23 protein-coding genes are annotated in these 21639 nt (G+C 68.9%); 17 read left to right on the forward strand and 6 right to left on the reverse strand.

The window, feature by feature from the left end; genetic code table 11:
* The first annotated feature begins 82 nt into the window (after nucleotides 1-82).
* From ETD85_RS11845 to ETD85_RS11870, 6 genes are all read left to right on the forward strand, one after another.
* Nucleotides 83-679: a TetR/AcrR family transcriptional regulator gene (locus ETD85_RS11845; protein WP_206058254.1), complete on the forward strand. Its 597-nt coding sequence runs from the start codon at nucleotides 83-85 to the stop codon at nucleotides 677-679.
* A complete protein-coding gene (locus tag ETD85_RS11850; protein WP_170246630.1) occupies nucleotides 679-2415 on the forward strand; it encodes an ABC transporter ATP-binding protein in 1737 nt (578 codons plus the stop codon). The genes ETD85_RS11845 and ETD85_RS11850 overlap by 1 nt, the downstream gene beginning before the upstream one ends.
* Nucleotides 2412-4364, forward strand: a complete 1953-nt coding sequence (locus tag ETD85_RS11855) for an ABC transporter ATP-binding protein (RefSeq protein WP_338087136.1) — start codon at nucleotides 2412-2414, stop codon at nucleotides 4362-4364. Before ETD85_RS11850 ends, ETD85_RS11855 begins: the two co-directional genes overlap by 4 nt.
* Nucleotides 4365-4553: 189 nt before the next feature.
* Entirely contained in the window at nucleotides 4554-5066 is a 513-nt protein-coding gene (locus ETD85_RS11860) for a hypothetical protein (protein ID WP_138689709.1), read from the forward strand.
* A complete protein-coding gene (locus ETD85_RS11865) occupies nucleotides 5063-6031 on the forward strand; it encodes a hypothetical protein (protein WP_138689710.1) in 969 nt (322 codons plus the stop codon). The genes ETD85_RS11860 and ETD85_RS11865 overlap by 4 nt, the downstream gene beginning before the upstream one ends.
* Before the next feature lie 288 nt (nucleotides 6032-6319).
* Nucleotides 6320-7246, forward strand: coding sequence for a glucosyl-3-phosphoglycerate synthase (locus ETD85_RS11870; RefSeq protein WP_138689711.1), 927 nt, complete (start codon nucleotides 6320-6322; stop codon nucleotides 7244-7246).
* A gap of 180 nt (nucleotides 7247-7426) precedes the next feature.
* Here ETD85_RS11870 and ETD85_RS11875 read toward each other — a convergent pair whose 3' ends face one another.
* Together ETD85_RS11875 and ETD85_RS11880 are read right to left on the reverse strand one after the other, a co-directional pair.
* Nucleotides 7427-8191: an SAM-dependent methyltransferase gene (locus ETD85_RS11875; RefSeq protein WP_240779099.1), complete on the reverse strand. Its 765-nt coding sequence runs from the start codon at nucleotides 8189-8191 to the stop codon at nucleotides 7427-7429.
* 99 nt (nucleotides 8192-8290) lie between these two features.
* Nucleotides 8291-8884, reverse strand: a complete 594-nt coding sequence (locus tag ETD85_RS11880; protein WP_170246631.1) for a TetR/AcrR family transcriptional regulator — start codon at nucleotides 8882-8884, stop codon at nucleotides 8291-8293.
* A gap of 240 nt (nucleotides 8885-9124) precedes the next feature.
* On the opposite strand from ETD85_RS11880, the gene ETD85_RS11885 reads away from it, so the two are divergent.
* Both ETD85_RS11885 and ETD85_RS11890 read left to right on the forward strand, forming a co-directional pair.
* Nucleotides 9125-10222 (forward strand): MFS transporter, encoded by a 1098-nt coding sequence (locus ETD85_RS11885; RefSeq protein WP_170246632.1) that lies wholly within the window; start codon nucleotides 9125-9127, stop codon nucleotides 10220-10222.
* A gap of 170 nt (nucleotides 10223-10392) precedes the next feature.
* Entirely contained in the window at nucleotides 10393-11601 is a 1209-nt protein-coding gene (locus tag ETD85_RS11890) for an acyl-CoA dehydrogenase family protein (RefSeq protein ID WP_138689715.1), read from the forward strand.
* On the opposite strand, the gene ETD85_RS11895 is transcribed toward ETD85_RS11890, so the two are convergent.
* Complete coding sequence (locus ETD85_RS11895; protein ID WP_138689716.1) at nucleotides 11579-11830, reverse strand: hypothetical protein; 252 nt, start codon at nucleotides 11828-11830, stop codon at nucleotides 11579-11581. The genes ETD85_RS11890 and ETD85_RS11895 overlap by 23 nt on opposite strands.
* A gap of 418 nt (nucleotides 11831-12248) precedes the next feature.
* On the opposite strand from ETD85_RS11895, the gene ETD85_RS11900 reads away from it, so the two are divergent.
* Nucleotides 12249-13004 (forward strand): hypothetical protein, encoded by a 756-nt coding sequence (locus ETD85_RS11900; RefSeq protein WP_138689717.1) that lies wholly within the window; start codon nucleotides 12249-12251, stop codon nucleotides 13002-13004.
* A 730-nt stretch (nucleotides 13005-13734) separates the two neighbouring features.
* Entirely contained in the window at nucleotides 13735-14076 is a 342-nt protein-coding gene (locus tag ETD85_RS11910; protein WP_138689718.1) for a cupin domain-containing protein, read from the forward strand.
* A 35-nt stretch (nucleotides 14077-14111) separates the two neighbouring features.
* On the opposite strand, the gene ETD85_RS11915 is transcribed toward ETD85_RS11910, so the two are convergent.
* The 3 genes from ETD85_RS11915 to ETD85_RS11925 all read right to left on the reverse strand — a co-directional run bounded on the left by ETD85_RS11915 (nucleotide 14112) and on the right by ETD85_RS11925 (nucleotide 16277).
* Nucleotides 14112-14507 carry a PASTA domain-containing protein gene (locus tag ETD85_RS11915; RefSeq protein ID WP_138689719.1) on the reverse strand — a complete coding sequence of 132 codons (396 nt, stop codon included), beginning with the start codon at nucleotides 14505-14507 and terminating at the stop codon, nucleotides 14112-14114.
* A gap of 117 nt (nucleotides 14508-14624) precedes the next feature.
* Nucleotides 14625-15605: an acyl-CoA desaturase gene (locus tag ETD85_RS11920; RefSeq protein ID WP_138689720.1), complete on the reverse strand. Its 981-nt coding sequence runs from the start codon at nucleotides 15603-15605 to the stop codon at nucleotides 14625-14627.
* Nucleotides 15606-15983: 378 nt separating this feature from the next.
* Nucleotides 15984-16277, reverse strand: coding sequence for a hypothetical protein (locus tag ETD85_RS11925; protein WP_138689721.1), 294 nt, complete (start codon nucleotides 16275-16277; stop codon nucleotides 15984-15986).
* Between the two features lie 398 nt (nucleotides 16278-16675).
* Here ETD85_RS11925 and ETD85_RS11930 point away from each other — a divergent pair, with 398 nt between their 5' ends.
* The 7 genes from ETD85_RS11930 (at nucleotide 16676) to ETD85_RS11960 (ending at nucleotide 21485) form a co-directional block, all read left to right on the forward strand.
* Complete coding sequence (locus tag ETD85_RS11930; protein WP_240779100.1) at nucleotides 16676-17425, forward strand: GAF and ANTAR domain-containing protein; 750 nt, start codon at nucleotides 16676-16678, stop codon at nucleotides 17423-17425.
* Nucleotides 17426-17734: 309 nt separating this feature from the next.
* The gene (locus ETD85_RS11935; RefSeq protein ID WP_138689722.1) at nucleotides 17735-18307 is read left to right on the forward strand and encodes a hypothetical protein; all 573 of its coding nucleotides are present in this window, start codon (nucleotides 17735-17737) and stop codon (nucleotides 18305-18307) included.
* A 245-nt stretch (nucleotides 18308-18552) separates the two neighbouring features.
* Nucleotides 18553-18726 (forward strand): CsbD family protein, encoded by a 174-nt coding sequence (locus ETD85_RS11940; protein ID WP_138689723.1) that lies wholly within the window; start codon nucleotides 18553-18555, stop codon nucleotides 18724-18726.
* Between the two features lie 145 nt (nucleotides 18727-18871).
* Nucleotides 18872-19069, forward strand: coding sequence for a hypothetical protein (locus ETD85_RS11945; protein WP_138689724.1), 198 nt, complete (start codon nucleotides 18872-18874; stop codon nucleotides 19067-19069).
* A gap of 409 nt (nucleotides 19070-19478) precedes the next feature.
* Nucleotides 19479-20084, forward strand: coding sequence for a hypothetical protein (locus ETD85_RS11950; RefSeq protein ID WP_206058255.1), 606 nt, complete (start codon nucleotides 19479-19481; stop codon nucleotides 20082-20084).
* A gap of 6 nt (nucleotides 20085-20090) precedes the next feature.
* Complete coding sequence (locus ETD85_RS11955; RefSeq protein WP_138689725.1) at nucleotides 20091-20615, forward strand: hypothetical protein; 525 nt, start codon at nucleotides 20091-20093, stop codon at nucleotides 20613-20615.
* An 84-nt stretch (nucleotides 20616-20699) separates the two neighbouring features.
* Nucleotides 20700-21485, forward strand: a complete 786-nt coding sequence (locus tag ETD85_RS11960; protein WP_138689726.1) for a SigB/SigF/SigG family RNA polymerase sigma factor — start codon at nucleotides 20700-20702, stop codon at nucleotides 21483-21485.
* Nucleotides 21486-21639: the final 154 nt, after the last annotated feature.

Below are 21639 nucleotides of genomic sequence, written 5' to 3' on the forward strand. Positions count from 1 at the left end.
GCCGCGGCGATAAATGATTTGAACGAGTGAGTACTCGCTCATTAGGATCGCCGCTATGTCTAAAAGGCGACGAGTGCCGGCTATGGCGCCAGAAGCCCGCCGTGCCGCGCTCATCACCGCCACCCTCCCGCTGCTGCGCGAGTTCGGCACCGCGGTGAGCACCCGGCAGATCGCCGAGGCCGCGGGCGTGGCCGAGGGCACGATCTTCGGCGTGTTCCCCGACAAGGCCTCGCTGCTGCGCGCGGCGCTGATGAGCGCGTTCGATCCGCAACCGGCGCTGGAGGCGCTGGCCGCCATCGACCCGCGTACCGAGCTGCGCGAGCGGCTGTGCCAGGCCGTCGCGCTGCTGCGGGCCAGGATGAGCGCCAACGAGAACCTCATGATCGCGCCGCGGGAGCTGATGGCCGACGACGCCGAGTTCCACGAGCAGATGATGGACAGCCGCCGCCGGATCGCGGCCGGGCTCGCCGCCCTGGTCGAGCCCGACCACGACCGGCTGCGCCGCTCTCCGGGAGCCACGGCCCAACTGCTGCTCATGCTGGTCGCGGTGAGCGTGCATCGCGGCTTCGGCGGCGGCGGCGAGTTCGGCGACATGGACGACGAGGAGATCGTCTCCGTTCTGCTCGATGGGCTGCTCGTGCGGCCTTCCCCCACCTCTTCGACAGAAAGCGCCTTCTGATGCTGCTCCGCCTGCTGCGGGGCCAGCTGAGGCCGTACGGGAAAGAGATCACGCTCGTCGTCCTCTTCCAGTTCGTCCAGACGCTGGCCACGCTCTATCTCCCCACACTGAACGCCGACATCATCGACGACGGGGTCGTCAAGGGCGACACCGGTTACATCATGCGCGTCGGGCTGGTGATGCTCGGCGTGACGCTCATCCAGATCGTCTGCTCGATCGTGGCCGTCTACTACGGCGCCTGGACCTCGATGGCGCTGGGCCGGGACCTGCGGGCCGCGATCTTCCACCGGGTGCAGGACTACTCCGCCCAGGAGGTCAACCGGTTCGGCGCGCCGTCCCTCATCACCCGGACCACCAACGACGTGCAGCAGATCCAGCTGCTCGTCCTGATGACCTTCACGATGATGGTGGCGGCGCCGATCATGTGCGTCGGCGGCATCGTGCTGGCGCTGCGCCAGGACCCGACCCTGTCCTCGCTGCTGCTCGTCGTGCTGCCCGTGATGATCATCATCGTGGGCGTGATCGTCGTGCTGATGCGCCCACTCTTCCGCACGATGCAGGAGCGCATCGACCGGATCAACCAGGTGCTGCGCGAGCAGATCACCGGCATCCGGGTCATCAGGGCCTTCGTCCGCGACCGGCACGAGCGCGAGCGCTTCGGCGTGGTCAACGACCAGCTGACCGACGTGTCACTGCGGGTCGGGCGGCTGATGGCGCTGATGTTCCCCTCGGTCATGCTGGTGGTGAACGTGTCCAGCGTCGCCGTGGTGTGGTTCGGCGGCCACCGCATCGCCGACGGGGCCATGGAGGTGGGCGCGCTGACCGCGGTCATCTCCTACCTGATGCAGATCCTCATGTCGGTGATGATGGCGATGTTCATGTTCATGATGATCCCCAGGGCCGAGGTCTGCGCCGAGCGCATCGAGGAGGTCCTCGGCAGCGAGCCGACCGTCCACCCGCCGGCGAGCCCGGTCACCCCGGAACGACGCATCGGCGAGCTGGAGCTGCGCTCGGTCGGCTTCCGCTACCCGGGCGCCGAGGAGCCGGTGCTGAGCGAGGTGAGCCTCACGGCGCGGCCCGGCCGTACCACCGCGATCATCGGCAGTACGGGCAGCGGCAAGACGACGCTGCTCAACCTCATTCCCCGCCTGTTCGACGCGACCGCCGGCGACGTGCTGGTGGACGGCGTCAACGTACGCGAGCTCGACCCGGCCGTGCTCGCCCGGACGGTCGGCCTGGTCCCGCAGTCGCCCTACCTGTTCTCCGGCACCGTCGCCTCCAACCTGAGGTACGGCAAGCCCGGCGCGACCGACGAGGAGCTGTGGCAGGCCCTGGAGGTGGCGCAGGCCCGCGAGTTCGTCGAGGCGATGCCCGGCGGCCTGGACGAGCCGATCTCCCAGGGCGGCACGAACGTCTCCGGCGGCCAGCGCCAGCGCCTGGCCATCGCCAGGACCCTGGTGCACCGGCCCGAGATCTACCTGTTCGACGACTCCTTCTCCGCCCTCGACTACGCCACCGACGCCCGCTTGCGCGCCGCGCTGGCCGAGCAGATCACCGACGCCACGATCGTCATCGTGGCCCAGCGCGTGAACACCATCCGCGACGCCGACCGCATCCTCGTGCTCGACGAGGGCCGCGTGGTCGGCAGCGGCAACCATGCCGAGCTCATGGACACCTGCCCGACGTACCGGGAGATCGTGCTGTCCCAGCTCACCGAACAGGAGGCCGCAGCGTGACCACTGACGCGCCGGCACGCCGGCCACAACCCGCTTTCGGCCCGGGCAGGATGATGGCCGGGCCCGCGGAGAAGGCACTCGACTTCGGCGGCACGCTCCGCCGCCTGCTGCGGCTGCTGCGCCCCGAGCGCGCGCGGCTGATCGTCGTCCTGGCCCTCGGTACGGCCAGCGTCGCGCTGACCGTGACCGGGCCCAAGATCCTCGGCCATGCCACAGACCTGATCTTCTCCGGCATCATCGGGGCCCGGCTGCCCGCGGGCAGCACCAAGGAGCAGGCCGTGGCCGGGCTGCGCGCTCAGGGCCAGGGCACGTTCGCCGACATGGTGTCCTCGATGAGCGTGGTGCCCGGCCGGGGCATCGACTTCACCGCGCTGGCCCAGGTCCTGGCCTGGGTGCTGGCGATCTACCTGCTGGCGGCGCTGCTCGGGATCGTGCAGTTCCGGATGACCACGACCATCGTGCAGCGGGCGGCGTCCCGGCTGCGCGGGCAGATCGAGGCCAAGCTGGCGCGGCTGCCGCTGAGCTACTTCGACGGCCAGCCGCGCGGTGAGATCCTCAGCCGCGCCACCAACGACACCGACAACATCGCGCAGACGCTGCAGCAGACGATGAGCCAGCTCATCTCCTCGGTGCTGACGGTCGTGGGCGTGCTGGTGATGATGTTCTGGATCTCGCCGATCCTCGCGCTCATCGCGCTGGTCACGGTGCCGCTGTCGGTCTACGTCACCACGGTCATCGGCAAGCGGTCGCAGCCGCAGTTCATCAAGCAGTGGTCCTCGACGGGCAAGCTCAACGGCCACATCGAGGAGATGTACGGCGGGCACACGCTGGTCAAGGTGTTCGGCCGGCAGCAGGAGGCGGCCGAGACCTTCACCGAGCACAACCAGGCCCTGTTCGCCTCCAGCTTCCGCGCCCAGTTCATCTCCGGGGTCATCCAGCCGGCGATGATGTTCATCGGCAACCTCAACTACGTCCTGGTCGCGGTGGTCGGCGGGTTCAAGGTGGCCTCGGGCTCGATCTCGCTGGGCGACGTGCAGGCCTTCATCCAGTACTCGCGGCAGTTCAGCCAGCCGCTGACCCAGGTGGCCGGCATGGCGAACCTGGTGCAGTCGGGCGTCGCCTCCGCCGAGCGGGTCTTCGAGCTGCTGGACGCCCCCGAGCAGTCCCCTGAGCCCGCGGAGCCCGCCCGGCCGGCACAGCTCAGGGGCCGGGTGGCGTTCGAGAACGTGTCCTTCCGCTACGCCGAGGACAGGCCGCTGATCGAGGACCTGTCGCTGACCGTGGAGCCCGGCCAGACCGTGGCCATCGTCGGCCCCACGGGAGCCGGCAAGACCACGCTCGTCAACCTCATCATGCGCTTCTACGAGGTGACCGGCGGGCGCATCACGCTCGACGGCGTCGACATCGCCGAGATGTCGCGGGAGGAGCTGCGCGCCAACATCGGCATGGTGCTGCAGGACACCTGGCTGTTCGGCGGCACGATCGCGGAGAACATCGGCTACGGGGCCGAGGGCGCCACCCGCGAACGCATCGAGGCGGCCGCGGAGGCCGCCCACGTCGACCGCATCGCGCACACGCTGCCCGACGGCTACGACACGGTGATCGACGAGGAGGGCGCGACGGTCAGCGTGGGGGAGAAGCAGCTGATCACGATCGCCCGTGCGTTCCTGTCCGAGCCGGCGATCCTGATCCTGGACGAGGCGACCAGCTCGGTCGACACCCGGACCGAGGTGCTCATCCAGCGGGCGATGAGCTCGCTGCGCGAGGGCCGTACCAGCTTCGTGATCGCCCACCGGCTGTCCACGATCCGCGACGCCAGCCTGATCCTGGTCATGGAGAACGGGCGGATCGTCGAGCAGGGCACGCACGAGTCGCTGCTGGCCGAGGGCGGCGCCTACGCCCGGCTGTACTCCGCCCAGTTCGCCGAGGCCGTGGTGGAGGTGGACTAACGCGTGGAGGTGGACTAGCGCGCGTGCCCCGGCGGGGGCCGGTGCGACCGCGGATCCACGCGGCCGGCGCGCGGCCGGACGTGCCGCCGCTCCCCGCCGGCGTGCGGAGTGGCGGTTCCGAGCTGATGCGGGGAAGATGTTCGCTGCGCCTGGAGCGGTTCCCGGGGCTGCCGGACGTTCGGAGGCGGCGTGTCACCCTTGCTCATCGAGCTGGATCCGCTGAGGGCGGCTGGTCCGGTGCTGCTGGGGGCGTCGTTCGCGGAGGCGGGGCGGGCGCTGTCCGCGTGGGGCACGCCGCGGCCGTACGCGCCCTATCCGGGCGCGGAGCCGCTGGATTGGCGGCTGAGCGGCGCGGGAGTGGACGCGCACGTGTTCTGCGGGTCCACCGGCGTGGTGCAGACGATCGAGATCTACCGGGACTTCGACGCGGATCCGCAGGCGCGGGTGCTGCTTCTCGGCGTGGACGTGTTCTCGACCCCTGCGGAGCAGGTGATCGCGGAGCTGCGGGCCCGCTACGACATCGAGATCGAAGGGAGTGGCCACGGCCTGAGCGTGCCGAGGCTGTCGGTCGGCCTGTTCCGCTCGGAGGTCCCGTTCCCGGGCGCGGATCAGGAGACCATCGACCACTACACCTGTTTCGAGAGCGTCCTGATCGCGGGGCCCGGCTACTACGACGGGCCGCCCCGCGACGGCGAGCCATGAGCGTGGCGAGGCCCTGGCCGCCGGGAGACCGCGCCGCGCCCCGCCGGGCGGCGCCTGACCCGGGCCCGCTGGCGGGTCTGGAGTCGATCGGCTGGGCCGAGCTCCATCACGCCTACGGTCCGGCCGTGGACGTCCCCGGCCAGCTCAGATCCCTGCTGTCGGCGGACGCCGGCGCACGCGGCTGGGCGCGTCACCAGCTCTGGGGGAACGTCTACCACCAGGGAACGCGCTGGCAGGCGAGCTGTCATGTCGTTCCGTTCCTGACCGAGCTGGTGGCCGATCCGGCGACCCCGGACCGCGCGGCCGTGCTGGCCCTGCTCCGCGCCGTCGCACTCGGAGACCGCGACGACACCCAGCTGCCCTTCGATCCCGGCCGGGAGTTCGCCAAGGCCGAGAGCGTGACCGGCGACGACGTGGCCGCGACCCTGTCCCTGCTCTACGGCGGCGCGGCCGGGGACGGCGATGAGCAGTTCGTCGACGCCGTCGCGGTGTCCTGGGATCGCGACGCCTACCTCGCGGCGGCCCGGATCAGCGACCGCTTCGCCGCCTGGACCGATGACCCGGACCCGGCGATCGCGGCGGGGGCGGCCGAGCTGCTGGTCTGGTTCCCCGCCACCGCGTCCGTGCTCGCGCGGCTGCGCGACGTTCCCGGCACCGCGGGACACGAGGTGGCACGCGCGAGCGCCAATCTCAGCCTGAGCTATCTCGCTCCGGGAGAAGCGTCGATCGACGACCGGTTGACCGCCCTGCTCACCGCCGCCGGGTCCTTCGGCGTCCAGCTCACCGCGGCCGTCGCCCTCGCGCTCCGGCTCGGAGATCGGCTGCCCGACGCCGCGTTGCGGATCCTCGCCGAGGCGCGCGATCATGCCGGCGAGATCGACGCGCGCACGTTCCCGATCCCTTGGGACCGGTCGCTCCTCGGATTCGCCGCACTGGCGCTCCACCGAATCGGGCTGTCCCCCTAGGCTGAACAGGAACGCCGCCCCTAATTTCCGGATTTATGGCAACACGTGTACTGCGCAGAGGTTTATGAGCGGGCTCATATCCGAACGGGTGGCACTCTTTACCGACTCGCATTGCCGATCAGATCGGGTGAAAAGTCGTTGTTTTCCTAGTCTCGTCCGATCGCCTTTTCCGCGCGCCCGCAAGCCGTGGCCGGAAAGCCCGTGGCAGGCGTATGACAAGGGGCGAATAGGGTGCGGCAGGCGACCACGCCATATGCTGACATATGGGGATACGGGGGGAGGGGTCGCATGCTGCCTGAAGTGTGCGGATGGTTGCGGCGCCGTACTTCGTCCGCCGGGGACTGGCAGCTCCAGGACCTGGTGGCCGCCAAGGGACAGACCACGGTGAGCGTGGTGCTCCCGGCCCGGGACGAGCGGGAGACCGTGGGCGAGATCGTCGGGGTCATCCGGCGCGAGCTGGACGGCCTGATCGACGAGATCGTGGTCATCGACTCCCGCTCGTCGGACGACACCGCCCTGGTCGCCGCGCGGGCCGGAGCCGTGGTGCACGCCCAGGACGAGATCCTGCCCCAGCTCAAGCCGCTGGACGGCAAGGGCGAGGCGCTGTGGAAGTCGCTGGCCGTCACGTCGGGGGATGTGCTGGTGTTCGCCGACGCCGATATACGGAAATTTCGTGCTTCGCTGATCTTCGGGTTGCTCGGGCCGCTGCTCGCCGACCCCACGGTGGTTTACGCCAAGGGCTGCTACGACCGTCCGCTGGACGGCGCTTCGACGGGCGGGGGCCGCGTCACCGAGCTGGTCGCCCGCCCGCTGATCAACCTGCACTGGCCGGAGCTGGCCGGGTTCGTCCAACCGCTGGCCGGGGAGTACGCCGGTCGCCGCTCCGCCCTGGAACGCGTGCCGTTCCTGACCGGGTACGGGGTCGAGCTCGGGCTGCTGATCGACCTGCTCGACCTGGCGGGTCTGGACGCGTTCGCCCAGGTGGACCTGGGGTCGCGCGAGCACACGCCGCAGTCCACGGAGGCGCTCGGGGGGATGGCGTCGCAGATCATGCTGGCGGCGTGGTCGAGGCTGCGGCGCCAGGGGAAGATCGAGGGCTGCCATGAGCCGTCCGACCAGCTGGCGCAGTTCCGGCGGGCGCTGGACGGGCACGACGTCACGATACGGGACGTCGGGATCGGGGAGCGGCCACCGATGATCACCATGGCCGCCTGAGACCGGCGCAGGCGCCGCCCCGGGACACCCGGGCGCCCCCGCACCGGGACGCCTCACACCGGGACGCCTCACACCGGGACGCCTCACACCGAAACAACCGGACACCCGGATTCGGGGTGCCCCGCGTGAGGTGTGCCCGGCGCGGGGCCGGCTCTTGCGGGGGTCCGCTCGTGCGTGGGGTCAGCTCTTGCGTGCGGTCACCAGCGCGAAGCCGAGGAACTCGCCGCCGTCCTTGATCAGCATGTCGATCACGGGCTGGTTCTGGGCCCGGCCGTCCGGCCGGAACTCGGCGCACGCCCGCGCCCACAGCAGCCAGTCCGCCCACCCGTCCGGCTGGAGCCGCGCGGACGTCACGCGTACGAGCTCGGTGATCTCCCACTGGAAGCGCCACCACTCCGCCGTGTGCCAGGCGATCGCCTCCCAGCCCACGACCTCCTTGACGTGCGGGGGAATCGCGCCGAGGTCACGGACCTCGCGCGTCATCCCGGGGGTGGCCATGCCCAGCTGGCCATCCGGACGCAGGAAACGCGCCAGATACGGCAGATAGCTGTCGGCCGTGCCGAAATACTCGAACGCGTCGATGCTCACGATCGCGTCGAAGCTCTCCTGCTCGAACGGCAGGTCATGAGCCTCCGCGCGTATCGCCGTCACCTGGTCGCCGACTCCCGCCTCAGCGAAGACGGCCGCCGCCTCCTCCGCGGCGATCCACCAGTCGGCAGCCACGACCTCGACGCCGTACTCGCGCGCGAGGAACACCGAGGTGGCCCCCCGCCCGGAGCCCAGGTCGAGCACGCGCATCCCGGGGCGCAGGTCGAGGTCGGCGGCCAGGTCCTCCAGCATCCACAGCGGGTTGGGGCCCATGTCCAGCCGCAGCAGCCAGGCGGGATCGTACGTGGACGAGCGCGGATAGCGATCCGGGCGGATGAGATCGTTCAGAGCGGTCACGGACACTCACCCAAACGGATGCGCGCTCGCCTGCACAACTCAATTTCCACCACCACCGAGCAGGCCCGCACACCGAGCCGCCACGTGAGCGCGGGCACGTCAGGCGGGCACGTCAGGTCGCGACCCCAGCCCGGCGGCGACGAAGGCGGCGACCTGGTCGCGCAGCGCGGCGTGGTCGTCGGCGTCCTCACCCAGGATGATCCGCCCGAGCTGCGGCATCATCGCCGGGAACAACGCCAGCCCCGTCAGCATGAACAGCGTCCGCGCCGTCTTCGCCGAAGGCTCCTCACCCGCGCCTTCCGCCAGCGAGGCCGCCTTGCGCGCGCAGCGCTCGACCCTGGCTTCCTGCCCGGCCAGCAGGTCCTGGCCGCGGTAGTTGAGCGCCTCCCACATCAGCAGCCGCACCAGGTCGGGGTGGGTGTGGTAGTAGTCGGCCAGCTTGGCCACGTAGTCCACGGGATCGGCCCCGGGCAGCGCCATCTGCGCGGTCAGATCGTCGAGCGCCTCCTTGATGACCTCGTCGAACAGCTTCTCCTTGCTGCCGAAATGGCCGTAGATGCGCTCCTTGTTGACGCCTGCGCGCTCGGCGATGCGATCCACGCGGGCGCCCGCCACGCCGTAGGCGGCGAACTCCTCCCGCGCGGCCTCCAGCAGGGCGGCCTTGGTGGCGGCGGTCGAGACCTTGGGTGCCATGGAGCCATCATGCCACGACCAACCGGTTGGTTGTAACCCAACCATCCAGTTGACATCCAACTGGTTGGTTGGCTAGCGTCCCGGCTCATGGCACTGATATCGCCCCGCATTCCACGCTCTGCACACACTCCGTCCCACTCTGAGCCGGCCGATCGGACGGGCACCCCTTCCGCCGGGTCCGCGGCCCGTCCCGCTTTCGCGCCGTTCGGGCGGACGCTGGCCGCCTTCACGCTCACCGCCGTGCTCGTCAGCGGTCAGCTCTACGTCGTGATCCCCTTGCTGCACGACATGGCCACCGGCTGGGGATCCTCGGCCGGTGGGCTGACCTGGCTCGTGACCGCGTTCGGGGTCGGTTACGGGGCCGGGTTCCTGGTGTTCGGGCCGCTGTCGGATCGCATCGGGCGGCGTAAATTGCTGATGATCGGGTTGCCGCTGGCCGCGGTCACGACGGCGCTGGTGGCGTTGAGCCCGTCGCCCGAGGTGGCGCTCGCGCTGCGGGCGCTGCAGGGGATCGCGGTCGCGATGTTCCCGCCGGCGGGCATGGCGTACCTGTCCGAGCGCCTCGATCCGCGCCGCCGGGTGATCGCGATCGCCTCGGTGACCGGCGCCTTCCTCGCCTCCGCCGTGTTGCTGCAGGTCGCCGCCCAGGTGCTGGTGGAGTCGGTCGGGTGGCGCGGCCTGTTCCTGCTCTCCGCCGCCGGTTTCGTCCTCGCGGCGCTGGCGCTGCGGGCCGTGATGCTGCCTGACCTGCCGCGGGTGGCCGCCGGGTCGTTGCTCTCCACGTACCGGGCGGTTCCCGGCCTGCTGTTCGACCGCGTTCTCGTGCTCCGCTACGTGGCCACGATCATGTTGATGGTGGGCTTCGTGGCCGTGTACACCGGTTTGCAGATCTACGGCGTCTCCTCCGCGGCCGAGCTGCTCACGCTGCGCGCGTCCGGGCTGCCGTCCATCGTGCTGGTGCCGCTGCTCATGCCCTGGCTGGCCAGGATCCCCCTGACGATCAGGGCGGTGGCGTTCCTGCTGGTCGGCGCCCTCGCGCTGGCCACCGTCGGCCTCACCGGCGGCGCCGCGCTGGTGCTCCTGCTCGCCGTCTACGTCGCCGCCATCACCGGCGGCCTGCCCAGCATGAACGAGGCGATCTCCACCGGCGCGGGACAGGCCAAGGGGACGGCGCTGGCGCTGTTCTCCTTCGCACTCGCCGTCGGCGGCAGCATCGGTCCGCAGGTGGCCGCCGCGTTCGGGGGCTTCACCCCGCTCATGTACGGTCTGGCCGCCGGCATGGCCGTGGCCGCCCTGGCCGTACTGGCCTCCGCGAGGGCGGCGAGGCGGCGGCGGTAGCCCCACCGGGGGCCGGATCGAGGCGAGCATGGGCGCGCGGCGGCCACGCTCGCCTCACCCCTGTTGGCTCGCCGGAGATTCCTGGAGACAGGACGTTCCGGGCGGGGCTACCGGCCGGTAAGGTGTTACCAGCGGTAACGGCTAAGAGTTTTTTCGAGGGGGCGCAGCGCATGGGCGGGTTCAATCCGGAGCTCGGTGACGACGTGGTGGAGGTGCGTGACTGGGTGCACGAGTTCGCCCGCGACGTGATCCGCCCGGCCGGCGCCGAATGGGACGAGCGCGAGGAGACGCCCTGGCCCGTCATCCAGGAGGCGGCCAAGATCGGGCTGTACTCCCTCGACTTCTTCGCCACGCAGTGGTTCGAGGAGAGCGGGCTGGCGCTGCCGGTGGCGTTCGAGGAGATCTTCTGGGGCGACGCGGGCATCGGCCTGTCCATCGTCGGAACCGGCCTGGCCGCCGCGGCCCTGTCGTCGAACGGGACGCCGGAGCAGATGGGGGAGTGGCTGCCGGAGATGTTCGGCACCGCGAACGACGTCAAGCTCGGCGCCTTCTGCGCCTCCGAGCCGGACGCGGGCTCCGACATCGGCTCCATCCGCACCCGCGCCGTCTACGACAAGGGTGACTGGGTGCTGAACGGCGTCAAGACCTGGGCCACGAACGGCGGCATCGCCAACGTCCACGTGGTCGTGGCCTCGGTCGAGCCCTCGCTCGGCACTCGCGGCCAGGCCTCCTTCGTCATCCCGCCGGGCACCCCGGGCCTGTCCATGGGCCAGAAGTTCCGCAAGCACGGGATCCGCGCCTCGCACACGGCCGAGGTCGTCCTGGACGACGTACGCGTGCCCGGATCGTGCCTGCTGGGCGGCAAGGAGAAGCTGGACGCCCGGCTGGCCCGCGTACGCAATGGGGGTCGGGCGGGGGAGCAGGCCGCGATGCGCACGTTCGAGACCACCCGCCCGTCGGTCGCCGCGATGGCCGTGGGCATCGCGAGGGCAGGCTTCGAGTACGCCAGGGACTACGCGCGGGAGCGCGAGCAGTTCGGCCGCAAGATCGGCGAGAACCAGGCCATCGCCTTCCTGCTCGCCGAGATGGCCACGCGGGTGGACATCGCCCGGCTGCTCACCTGGCGGGCCGCCTGGATGGCCAGGAACGGCAAGCAGTTCGAGCAGGCGGAAGGATCGATGTCCAAGCTGGTGGCGGGGGAGACGGCGGTCTGGGTGACGGAGCAGGCGATCCAGATCCTCGGCGGAGCCGGCTACACCAGGGAGCATCCGGTGGAGCGCTTCCACCGGGACGCCAAGATCTACACGATTTTCGAGGGTACGTCGGAGATCCAGCGGCTGATCATCGGCCGCGCGGTCACCGGTCTGCCGGTGCGGTAGCAACCTTCGCAGGGCAGAAGGGCGGCCACCGCGCTGCGGCCTCGGCCGCGCTCACCCGCTCACCCAGCAGGCGGGTGCGCCCGGCCTCCAGCGCAGCCAGCACCCCGGCGGTGGCCAGGGCGAGCCTGGTGGCGAAGCCGACCTCGTCCGGAACGCCGGCCGCGCGGCAGCGGTCGATGTCGGCCGGCAGCCCCGCGCACGTAAGCCGTCGCGATGCGACGCGCGTCAACCCGGCCGGCCGGCGATCATTGACCAGGCCGATTTACGGCAAGATCAACGCCGCTTGGGCCTCATGATGCGTTCCTCGGCGCCATCTCGCCACGGGGCGTCCGATATGTGAATTTTCCTTGGAGTGATTGTTGTGATATGTCTCGCGACACGCAAACAACGCGAAAATTGTTGTTGAATAATGACTCTTCTTAGATGTTGGATCTGGCGGATCGTTTAGTTTCATAGAGGTAAATGCGATGATCCTAGTGGGTATGTCTGCTTCCGCCCGGTGCCTACCGAGATGTTAGCGCCGGATTTCGCGCCGATTTACCCATGAATGGAAACGAAAACAGGTGAATACCGACAACAAGCGCTCGCAGACGCCCCGTAACAGGCGTATCGCGACGCTAGCTCTGGCCGCTGCGGCCACCGGTCTCATGTTCGTTCCGCTGGCCCAGGGAGTGGCGAGCGCGAGCTCGGGCTCAGTCTCCCTCCAGGCCAACGCCGGCTACGTCTCAGCGGAGCGGCCGACCATGGGCTGCCCGAGCTTCATCTCGAGCGCCTGCAGCGCCTTCTGGTGGGACGATGAAACAAAGTCCGACCACAACGACTCCGACAAGTGGGGCCACAACGAGTCGGACAAGTGGGGCCACAACGAGTCGGACAAGTGGGGCCACAACGAGTCGGACAAGTGGGGCCACAACGAGTCCGACAAGTGGGGCCACAAGGAGTCCGACCACCGCCAGGACAAGTGGAGCCGCCACGACGACAAGTGGGGTCACGACGAGTCCGACCACCACCAGGACAAGTGGGGCCACGACAAGTGGGGCCGCGACAAGCTCGTCTTCGGCAAGTTCGTTTACGGCAACATCGACAGAGTCAGCCACAACAAGTTCGACAAGTTCGACAAGTGGGGCCACGACGAGTCGGACCACCACCACGACAAGTGGGGTCACAAGGAGTCGGACCACCACCACGACAAGTGGGGCCACGCCGATTCCGACAAGTGGGGCCACAACGACTCCGACAAGTGGGGCCACAACGAGTCGGACAAGTGGGGCCACAACGAGTCGGACAAGTGGGGCCACAACGACTCCGACAAGTGGGGCCACGACGAGTCGGACAAGTGGGGCCACAACGACTCCGACAAGTGGGGCCACGACGAGTCCGACCACCACCACGACTGGAGCTAGCGCGCGGGCATCGCTCAGCATTGCGATCGGCGATTGAGTCGAAATCGTTCTTGCCTGCTTGAAAAGGTGGATGACAAATACCGTGACGAATTATTTCGTCGCGGTATTTGTCGTCGTGGACCCTCATGCAGTCCGTCCCGAGGACCGCGGTACCCGCCCCCGCCTCGCCGCGTGCTACGGCGGTGGTTGGCCCGGACCCGACGGGCCACGCCGGACAGCAATAACTTGCCGGCCTCGCCGCCGGGGGCTCGGTCATCCGCCGCCAGGCGATCACATAGGTCTCGGGCACCACGTCGGCGGCGATCTCGGGCGAGGAACACCGCCGTACGGCGTAGCCGAGGATTGGCTCATAGGCTCGACGGCACACCGCCTCGAACCGGGACCGTTTGTCCTGTCCACTCACGCGTCATCCTCATCAGACATTCCGAGCGTGGCTGCCCTCGGATCGTGTCCGCCCAGCTCGGCGTTCGACGTCGCAAGGGGGACTCGGTCGCACTATGTGGCACAGGCGCGCGTGTCCGTCGTGACTTCCCCCGGCCGGCTCTGACCGCCGGAGCCCGACACCACCGGAATGACGTCTGCCGCCATGCCTCGGACCGCCGGTCTTGCCCTCGTGTCGGAGACCTCCGCCCGTGTCACGTCCGAAGCCAACCCATTCAGCGCCGCCGTCCCCTGCTGCCGCGAGCCCTCGCTCCCTCGGAGATGAATGAAGTCGCTAAGGTGTGCCGCTATGGAGATCATCAAGGGGGCGGGCGAGTGGGCGCGGCCGGCTGCCGAGGCGGCCAGCGACTGGGTTGAGCACCTCAAGTCGCCGGACCTGTCGATCGGGACGTACTGCATCCCGGCGGGCGGGGTCGACACCCAGAGCCCGCACACCGAGGACGAGATCTATGTGGTGACCTCGGGCCGGGCCCGGATCGTGACGCCGAGCGGTGCGGCGGAGGTCGGCCCGGGTGCGGTGATCTTCGTTCCGGCAGGCGAGGAACACCGCTTCGTGGACATCAGCGAGGATCTGGCGCTGCTGGTCGTGTTCGGCCCGGCCTACGGGTCGCGCACGGACACCCCGGCCTGACCGCCAGCACCTTTGCCGCGGGTGCGTGCGCCCGGCTATTCGCCGATCTTCTTGGCGTAGAGGGTGATCAGCGTATCCGGGGTCACCGTGCGGCCGGCGATTGGGGATTGTCGCGTGACGACCCAGTTCCGATCGTAGATCTGCAGCCGGCCCTGACCCGTGGCGTCCTGATCGTCGAGCACGTAGAAGCCTGCGGCCTGCAGCGTGTCCTGGCCTGTTTGGAGGTTCATGCCGACGACGTTCGGCACTCTCTTCTTGACTGCCGCCGCCGGGCTCGCGGTGGCCGGCTCGGTGGTATGGGTGACGGTGGCTGGGGGAGTCGTGATGGTGTGCTCGGCGGGTGTGCTTGGAGAGGTTTCGCCACACGCTACGAGACATAGGGCGGTCAGGAGGGCTGAGCAGGCAGGGAGCGTCAGGCGAAGCGGGTCCATGAGTCCTCCGCGAGGGGGAAGGCGTGACGGACTGTTAGACGGCGGCCTGCTACATAAAGTTGTCGCGCGGTAGCTTTCTGTTGGCGCTCCAGCCAGATGCCCGTGCGATGAGCGCGGTCAAGGGGCGTTCCGGGAGCAAACAGGGCGCGCAGCCCGGCGTGCGGCCAGGCGGGCCGGGGTCGGCCAGCGTACGTCGCGGGCCCAGCCGAGCCTTTCCAGCAGGCGGATCAGCCGGGCGGAGATGTCGATCTGGCCGGGCAGCACCCCGTGGCGGGCGCAGGTGGGGTCGGCGTGGTGGCCGTTGTGCCAGCTCTCGCCGAACGACAGGATCGCCAGCGGCCAGAAGTTCGCGGCCCGGTCCCCGTTGCGGGTTTTCAGCGGCCGCTCGCCGAAGACGTGGCAGACGGAGTTGATCGCCCAGGTGACGTGGTGCAGCAGCGCGATCCGTACCAGGGCTCCCCAGAAGAACGCGGTCAGCGCGCCGCGCCAGGCGCCGGTGGCCAGCAGGCCGACGGCGGGCGGCAGCAGCAGCGAGGCCACGGCCAGCGGCACAAACAGCCGGTCCACGCGGCCCATGTCGGTGTCGGCGAGCAGGTCCTTGGCGAAGCGCCGCCGGTTGGTACGGTCACGCTCGAACATCCAGCCGACATGCGCGAAGAGCAGCCCTTTGGCCAGGCCACGCACGCTGTGCCCGTAGCGCCAGGGCGAGTGCGGGTCGCCGTCGCGGTCGGCGAAGGCGTGATGGCGCCGGTGATCGGCCACCCACTGGATGACCGGGCCCTGCACGGCCAGGGACCCGGCCACGGCCAGGCCGATCCGCAGCCACCGGCTTGACTTGAACGCGCCGTGGGTGAGGTAGCGGTGGTAACCCACCGTGACGCCGAGCCCGGTCAGGACGTAAGTGCTGGCCGCGATCGTGACGTCGGTCCAGCTCAGGCCCCATCCCCAGGCCGCCGGTACGGCGGCGGTGAGAGCCGCGAACGGCACCAGCACGAACACCCACAACGCGACAACCGCCGCGACCGATTTACGTCCGTCGATGATTGGCGCCGCGCTGAGCCGCTCCCGATCGACGACGCCTGCCCCCGTCGACTCCATGCCAGTTCCCCCTGTCGCACGTGCAGCAGCCTTCAGCCCCCTGGAAATCATTCGTCTGCCCCAGCCTTCACCTCACATACTCCGTTTGAGATGTTTTGGGGAGTATTGGGAGGGTTTGGTGGCAAAAGCGGACTGATGCGTGGAGGTGCTTGCAGGTGGGCGGTCCAGGCGGTGGAGCCGGCTGGCCAGGTGGCGGAGCTGTCGGACTTCGGCGGTCCGAGCACCAGGGGAGGCGTTCAGGCGCTTGATTCGCTCGGTATTCTCCTCGCTGGCCGGGAGACACTGTAAAGAGACATAAAAAAATGCCCGCGCCATGACGCGAGAATCTTCTCGCACGCCACAGCACAGGTTGACCTTTTCTCGACGTTCAGCTGGTGATCAGCTCTTGTCGCGTACCACATCGTAGTTGGAGAACTTGATCGGGCCCTCGCACAGTTTGGTCATGTGCGCGTTGAACCGGTCGGTTTCCGGGAGCTTGCTGTTACGCTGGGCCTCTTCGTAGGAGGAGAACTCCACGATGGCCAGGTAGTGCTCGGGGCGATCGCGGTGCTTGGCCACGAGTTCGCGTCTTACGTAGCGTGTGCCCTCGGTCTGCGTCCGCCACTCGTTCATGAGCGACTCGACTTCACCGGCGCGTTTGGTGTCGAATTCCAGAATCTGTACGAAGCTCATAGGAGCCTCCCTTTTTTCTTTTGCTTGCAGTCCTTATTCAATACTGATTCTAAATATATAGCAAGGAAATTTCGCACAAATTATCGAATTCCACTCTCGGCATAAAGTGGTGGAGGCTTGGGTCGGGAAAACATCCGGCCGATTTTGCCGGGCTGCTGGAGGCTTGAGGCCGCGATCCGGCAGGTCAGACGATCCGGTGGCGTGAGGCGAAGGTCGCCGACACGTGTGCATCGGCCGGGGACTTCGCGCGGTGCAGGACGCGTGTCCGGCGTGCGTGGACGCACTGCGGCTGAGCGGGGGCGGGCCGGTGCTGGTCTGTACTCCTCTGCCTGGGCGGGGTGGGCAGGCGTAGGCTGCCGGAAGTGGAGACTCCCCCGCCCCGCGGTTCGGAACGGCGAGTGGCCGAAGCGTTCATCTCGCTGGCTGACACGCTGGTGACCGGGTTCGACATCATCGACTTCATGCACGGCCTGGCCGAGCAGTGTGTGGACCTGCTGGGTGTGGACGCCGTCGGCCTGCTGGTCACCGACCAGCGCGGGCGTCTGCAGGTGATGGGCGCCTCCAGTGAGCAGACCCGGCTGCTGGAGCTGTTCCAGCTGCAGAACGACCAAGGCCCCTGCCTGGTCTGCTTCCGCTCGGGCCGGCCGGTGCACTGCGCCGACCTGACCGGCCCGCAGGCCGGTGCCTGGCCGCGGTTCGCCGAGCAGGCTCGCTTGGCGGGGTTCCGCGCGGTGAGCGCGTTCCCGATGCGCCTGCGCGAGCAGGTCATCGGCGCGATGAACCTGTTCCAGCTCCACCCGGGCGAGCTGGACGCGGGCACCGCCGGGCTGGCTCAGGCGATGGCCGACATCGCCACCATCGGCCTGCTGCAGGAACGAGCCATCCGCGAGAGCGAGGTGCTGTCGGAGCAGCTGCATCGCGCCCTAGACAGCCGGGTGGTCATCGAACAGGCCAAGGGCATGCTGGGCGAACGGCACGCGCTGCCCATGGACGAGGCGTTCACCCTGCTGCGAAGCCACGCTCGCAGCAGCCATCAGAACCTGACCGACTTGGCCCGATCGATGGTGACACGTACCACCGACCTGCAGCCTTCGGACTCCGACCAAGGCTCGCCGGCCCCGCCCGAGGAGCATCGGCCCGAATCCTGACACCCACGCGGACCCCGGCGCGGGTGCCCTCCGCACGCGTGGTGACGGCGGCCTCATCGGCGAGCTGGTTGGTCAGCCGGCACCGCGCTGATGGCGCAGCATGACGCTCTGCCTCCCACCGGGGTGTACACCAGCATGGCCGGGGCCGAGACGCCGTTCAGCCCACCAGGAGGGGTGAGCTGTGATCAGTTCCCGCGATGAGCTTTGCTTGAAACGCCGATATCCGTCTCCAGGCAGACGGCGTTGACTGGCAGTGTCCGGTTGCCTGTTTCGGGCGGGACGTGCCGACGATATCGGGTGGAGACGATCATGCCTACCGAGGCCGTGATATGGGTGGCCGTCATCGTCGGGGTGATGGCGGTGGTGCCGGCCTCCGGCTTCTTCTTGTTGCGCAGGCGTCGAGGTCGCCTGCGCGAGCGATTCGGTCCCGGGTACGGGCGTACGGTTGCCGCCGCGGGCGACCGCAGGGCGGCCGAGCGTGAGGTCCGAGCCCGAACGCGATCAAGCCCACTCGACATACAGCCGCTCGATCCCGAGTCCCGCCGCGGCTATGCGGAGAGGTGGGCCGCGGTTCAGGAGCGTTTCGTCAACGAGCCGAGTCCCGCGGTCAGCGAAGCCGATCTGCTGGTGCGGGCCGTCATGGCCAAACGCGGATACAGCACTGAGGACTTCGCGCAGCAGGCGTCCGACCTGTCATTGCGACACAGCCGCACTCTGGAGCACTACCGCCAAGCCCATGAGATCAGCAGGCGTGCGGGGGACCGTTGGGTGTCGATCCAGGAGCTACGGCAGGCCATGACGCACTATCAAGCCTTGTTCGACGACCTCATCGAGGTGCCCAGCGGACCGTCCGGGCTCGGGCAGCCGCTCGACCACCCATGACACGCCCGTACGGGTCCTCGTCAGTGAACCGCAGGCGCTTGGCGGGGCGCGTCACGCTCATCTGTTCCGGTGATAACCAGCCGGATCCTTGCTCATTTCCCCACCGCGGACCGGCAGGGACACTGGAACTCCAAGCCGCCTGAGCGCGGTGCGTGTCCGCCCGCACGACGTCATGGTTGACGGGGCACACAGATCAAATGGTCTGCCCGGGTGACGGTCGAGCGGGGCGGTGAAGGGAAGTCACGATGAGCCTCAGCAGGAAGATCAGAGACAAGGCGCAGGCCGTCAGGGGCTGGGCCAGGCAGCGGTTCGGCCGCGCCACCGGCAACCAGCGTCTGCAGACTGAGGGCAAGTCCGATCGGGTCATGGGCAATCTGAAGCAGGCCGGTGGGAAGGTCAAGGACGCCTTCAAACGCTGATCCCTTTTCGGCGAGCCCGATGGAGCTGGGCGGCGAACTGCTCCCCCCAGGGTCCTGCCGCACCTCACGATGAGCCCCCGCGCCTCGGCGTTCCCTCATCGCGTGGGGGCGCTCCTGCGTAACTACGAAGGCGGAGGTAGAACCGATGCGCATCGCATCGATAGTGCTGATCCTGTGGCTGATCGCCGGGGCGGTGGCCGCGGGCCAGCGCGGCTACTACACGGGACCGGTGGAGAACTGCAATCAGGTGGCCACCATCGCGGTGACGATCGTGGCGGGCCCGTTGAATTACCTGGGCATGAACCCGAAGATCGCCTGTCAGACGCCCCAGCCCAGCAAGTAGCGCCGAGGCACGCTCGAAGCCGCGCGAAGGCGCCCCCGGGTTAAGGGAGGGTGGCGGGCCATGCGGGTCGCGCGCTACGCCGTCGGGCCGCAACACCGAAGTTTCGCGCCTACCTTCTGCGAGGTGACGGCGGAGCGCAACCCGCGCTGCTGCCAACCTCGTACCGCCGCCTGACCCGCCCGACCACCGTCACCACGAACGCGCTCCGGCAGCCGCCGCCGCGATGATCCCTTGCAACCGCCGGCCGCGCCACGCAACCCCTTCATCCTGCTGGCCGCCGCTGACTCCGCCCAGCACGCCCGGCACCTCATCTCTCAGCTCACCCGCCTGGCGCGGTACGTCCCCACCACTGCTTTTGCCCCGTCCACGCCGGCCCGCGCGAAGGCACCGACACCTGCAGGAGGCAGACATGTCCATCATGACCATGGCCTGGGTGGCCGTCGCCATAGCGGTGGTCCTGGCGCTGGCCGTCGGCTACGTGATGCTACGCCAGCGCCGGCAAGGCCTTCGCCGGCGTTTCGGCCCCGAGTACGAACACACCCTGAACGAACAAGACAGTCGTGGCGAGGCCGAGCAGGAGCTGCGCGCCCGGGAGAAACGCTTCGCCACCCTCGACATCACACCGCTCACCCCCGCCTCCCGGCAAACCTACGCCGGGCAATGGACCGAGCTCCAAGAGCGGTTCGTGGACGCGCCAGGTCCCGCCGTCACCGAGGCCGACGAACTGGTCACAGCCGCCATGGCCGAGCGCGGATATCCCACCGAAGGCTTCCGGCAGCAGCTGGCGGACCTGTCGGTGGTGCACGGCCGTACCCTGCACCACTACCGCCAAGCCCACGAGATCAGTACGCGCGCCACCTCCGGCGAGGCCTCCACCGAGGATCTGCGGCAGGCGATGGTGCACTACCGCGTCCTGTTCGAGGAACTCCTCGACGACGGCGACGGGCATCACACTCGACCGCCTGAAACCCGCCACGAGCAACCGGCACTCCAGGACGACTCCCAGCAGAGGTGACTCGACATGAACGTCCGCAACGACCCCGAAGGCTTTGCCGAGCGGTTCGACGAATTCGCCGACGCGCCGCCGCCCCGGCCCGTACCTGCCGACAAGCACGACAACGACGACCACGGTGATAACGGCGATCAGCCGACGACACCGTCTGACCAGGTCGTCTTCGACCAAACGGACCAAGCAGACCAAACGGACCAGATGGACCAGGCGGACCTGCCGTCATCAGCACCCGCACCGGTGGCACCCACCGTGTCTCTGCTCGGCAGTGACCCGGCCGACGTCCGGGATCGCTGGCGCGACCTTCAGGCCTGCTTCGTCGACGACCCCCGCGATGCCGTGCAGCTCGCCGACTCGCTCCTGGGCGAGGTGACGGCCTCGGTCCACCAGGCGTTGCAAAGCCGCATCAGCGAGCTGCAGGACCTCTGGAAGAACGCCGAGCACCACGACACCGAGCAGCTGAGACTGGCCCTGCGCTCCTACCGCGACGTCATGCATCGCCTGCTGCCACTCGCCGATGAGCAGGCGACCCGGTAACCCCTGCCCGTGCCGGCGCGGAACGCGGACGTCCCTGTCCGACCGGCCGGCTGCGCGCAGGGCACTGGAAGCGGAGAGAGAACGATGACCGTCCTGGACACTGGCCTGGAACAGATGACCGCCGAAGAGCTCCTGATCGAGATGGTCCGGCCGCAGACCCCAGAGTGGTACAAGGTCCGGCTGCGCGAGCGGCTGGTGGAGACCCACGCCTGGATAGCCATGGCCCTCGCGCGCCGCTACCGCAACCGGGGCGAACCCGTGGAAGATCTGCTGCAGGCCGCCTACGTCGGCATGGTCAAGGCCATCAACGGGTTCGACGCCGGCCTCGGCCACGAATTTCGCCGCTACGCGACCGTCACCATGGCGGGCGAGGTCAAACGGCATTTCCGGGACCGCGCGTGGGCCATCCGGGTTCCCCGCGTGTACCAGGAACGCCGCTCGCAGCTGACCAAGCTGTCCGCCGAGCTCAGCCAGACCCTGGGCCGCGCGCCGACCGTCGCCGAGCTGGCGGTCGAGATGGGCCTGTCAGAGGAGGACGTCCTGCTGACGATGGACGCCTCGACCGCCTACAGCGCCCTGTCGCTGGATGCCCCCGTCGACAACCGCGACGGCCGCAGCGGCGGCCACACCGTCAGCCTGGCCGACATACTGCCCTGCAGCGACGAAGCACTGGACACCTTCATCGGCACGCAGTCCGTCAAACCGCTCATCGATGCCCTGCCCGCGCGGGAGCGGCACATCCTGCTTCTGCGCTTCTACGGCAACCACACCCAAGCCGAGATCGCCGCCGAGGTCGGGCTCTCCCAGATGCACGTCTCCCGCATCCTGCGCAACGTCCTTGTCCGGCTACGCAAGGAGCTGCTCGACTAACGGCATGGGGCCAGGAGAGCTCGTCCACGCTGCGTGCACCTGCGTACTAGCGGACGGAGCCTGGCCCCCAGACCCGGCAGGACACCTCACGGCACCCACGTCACGACCGCCCGAAAGATCTCGACATCAGCGGCGAGCGTCACCAGAATGGCGA

It is taken from the genome of Nonomuraea zeae (assembly GCF_005889725.1).
In the GTDB taxonomy this organism is placed as follows: domain Bacteria; phylum Actinomycetota; class Actinomycetes; order Streptosporangiales; family Streptosporangiaceae; genus Nonomuraea; species Nonomuraea zeae.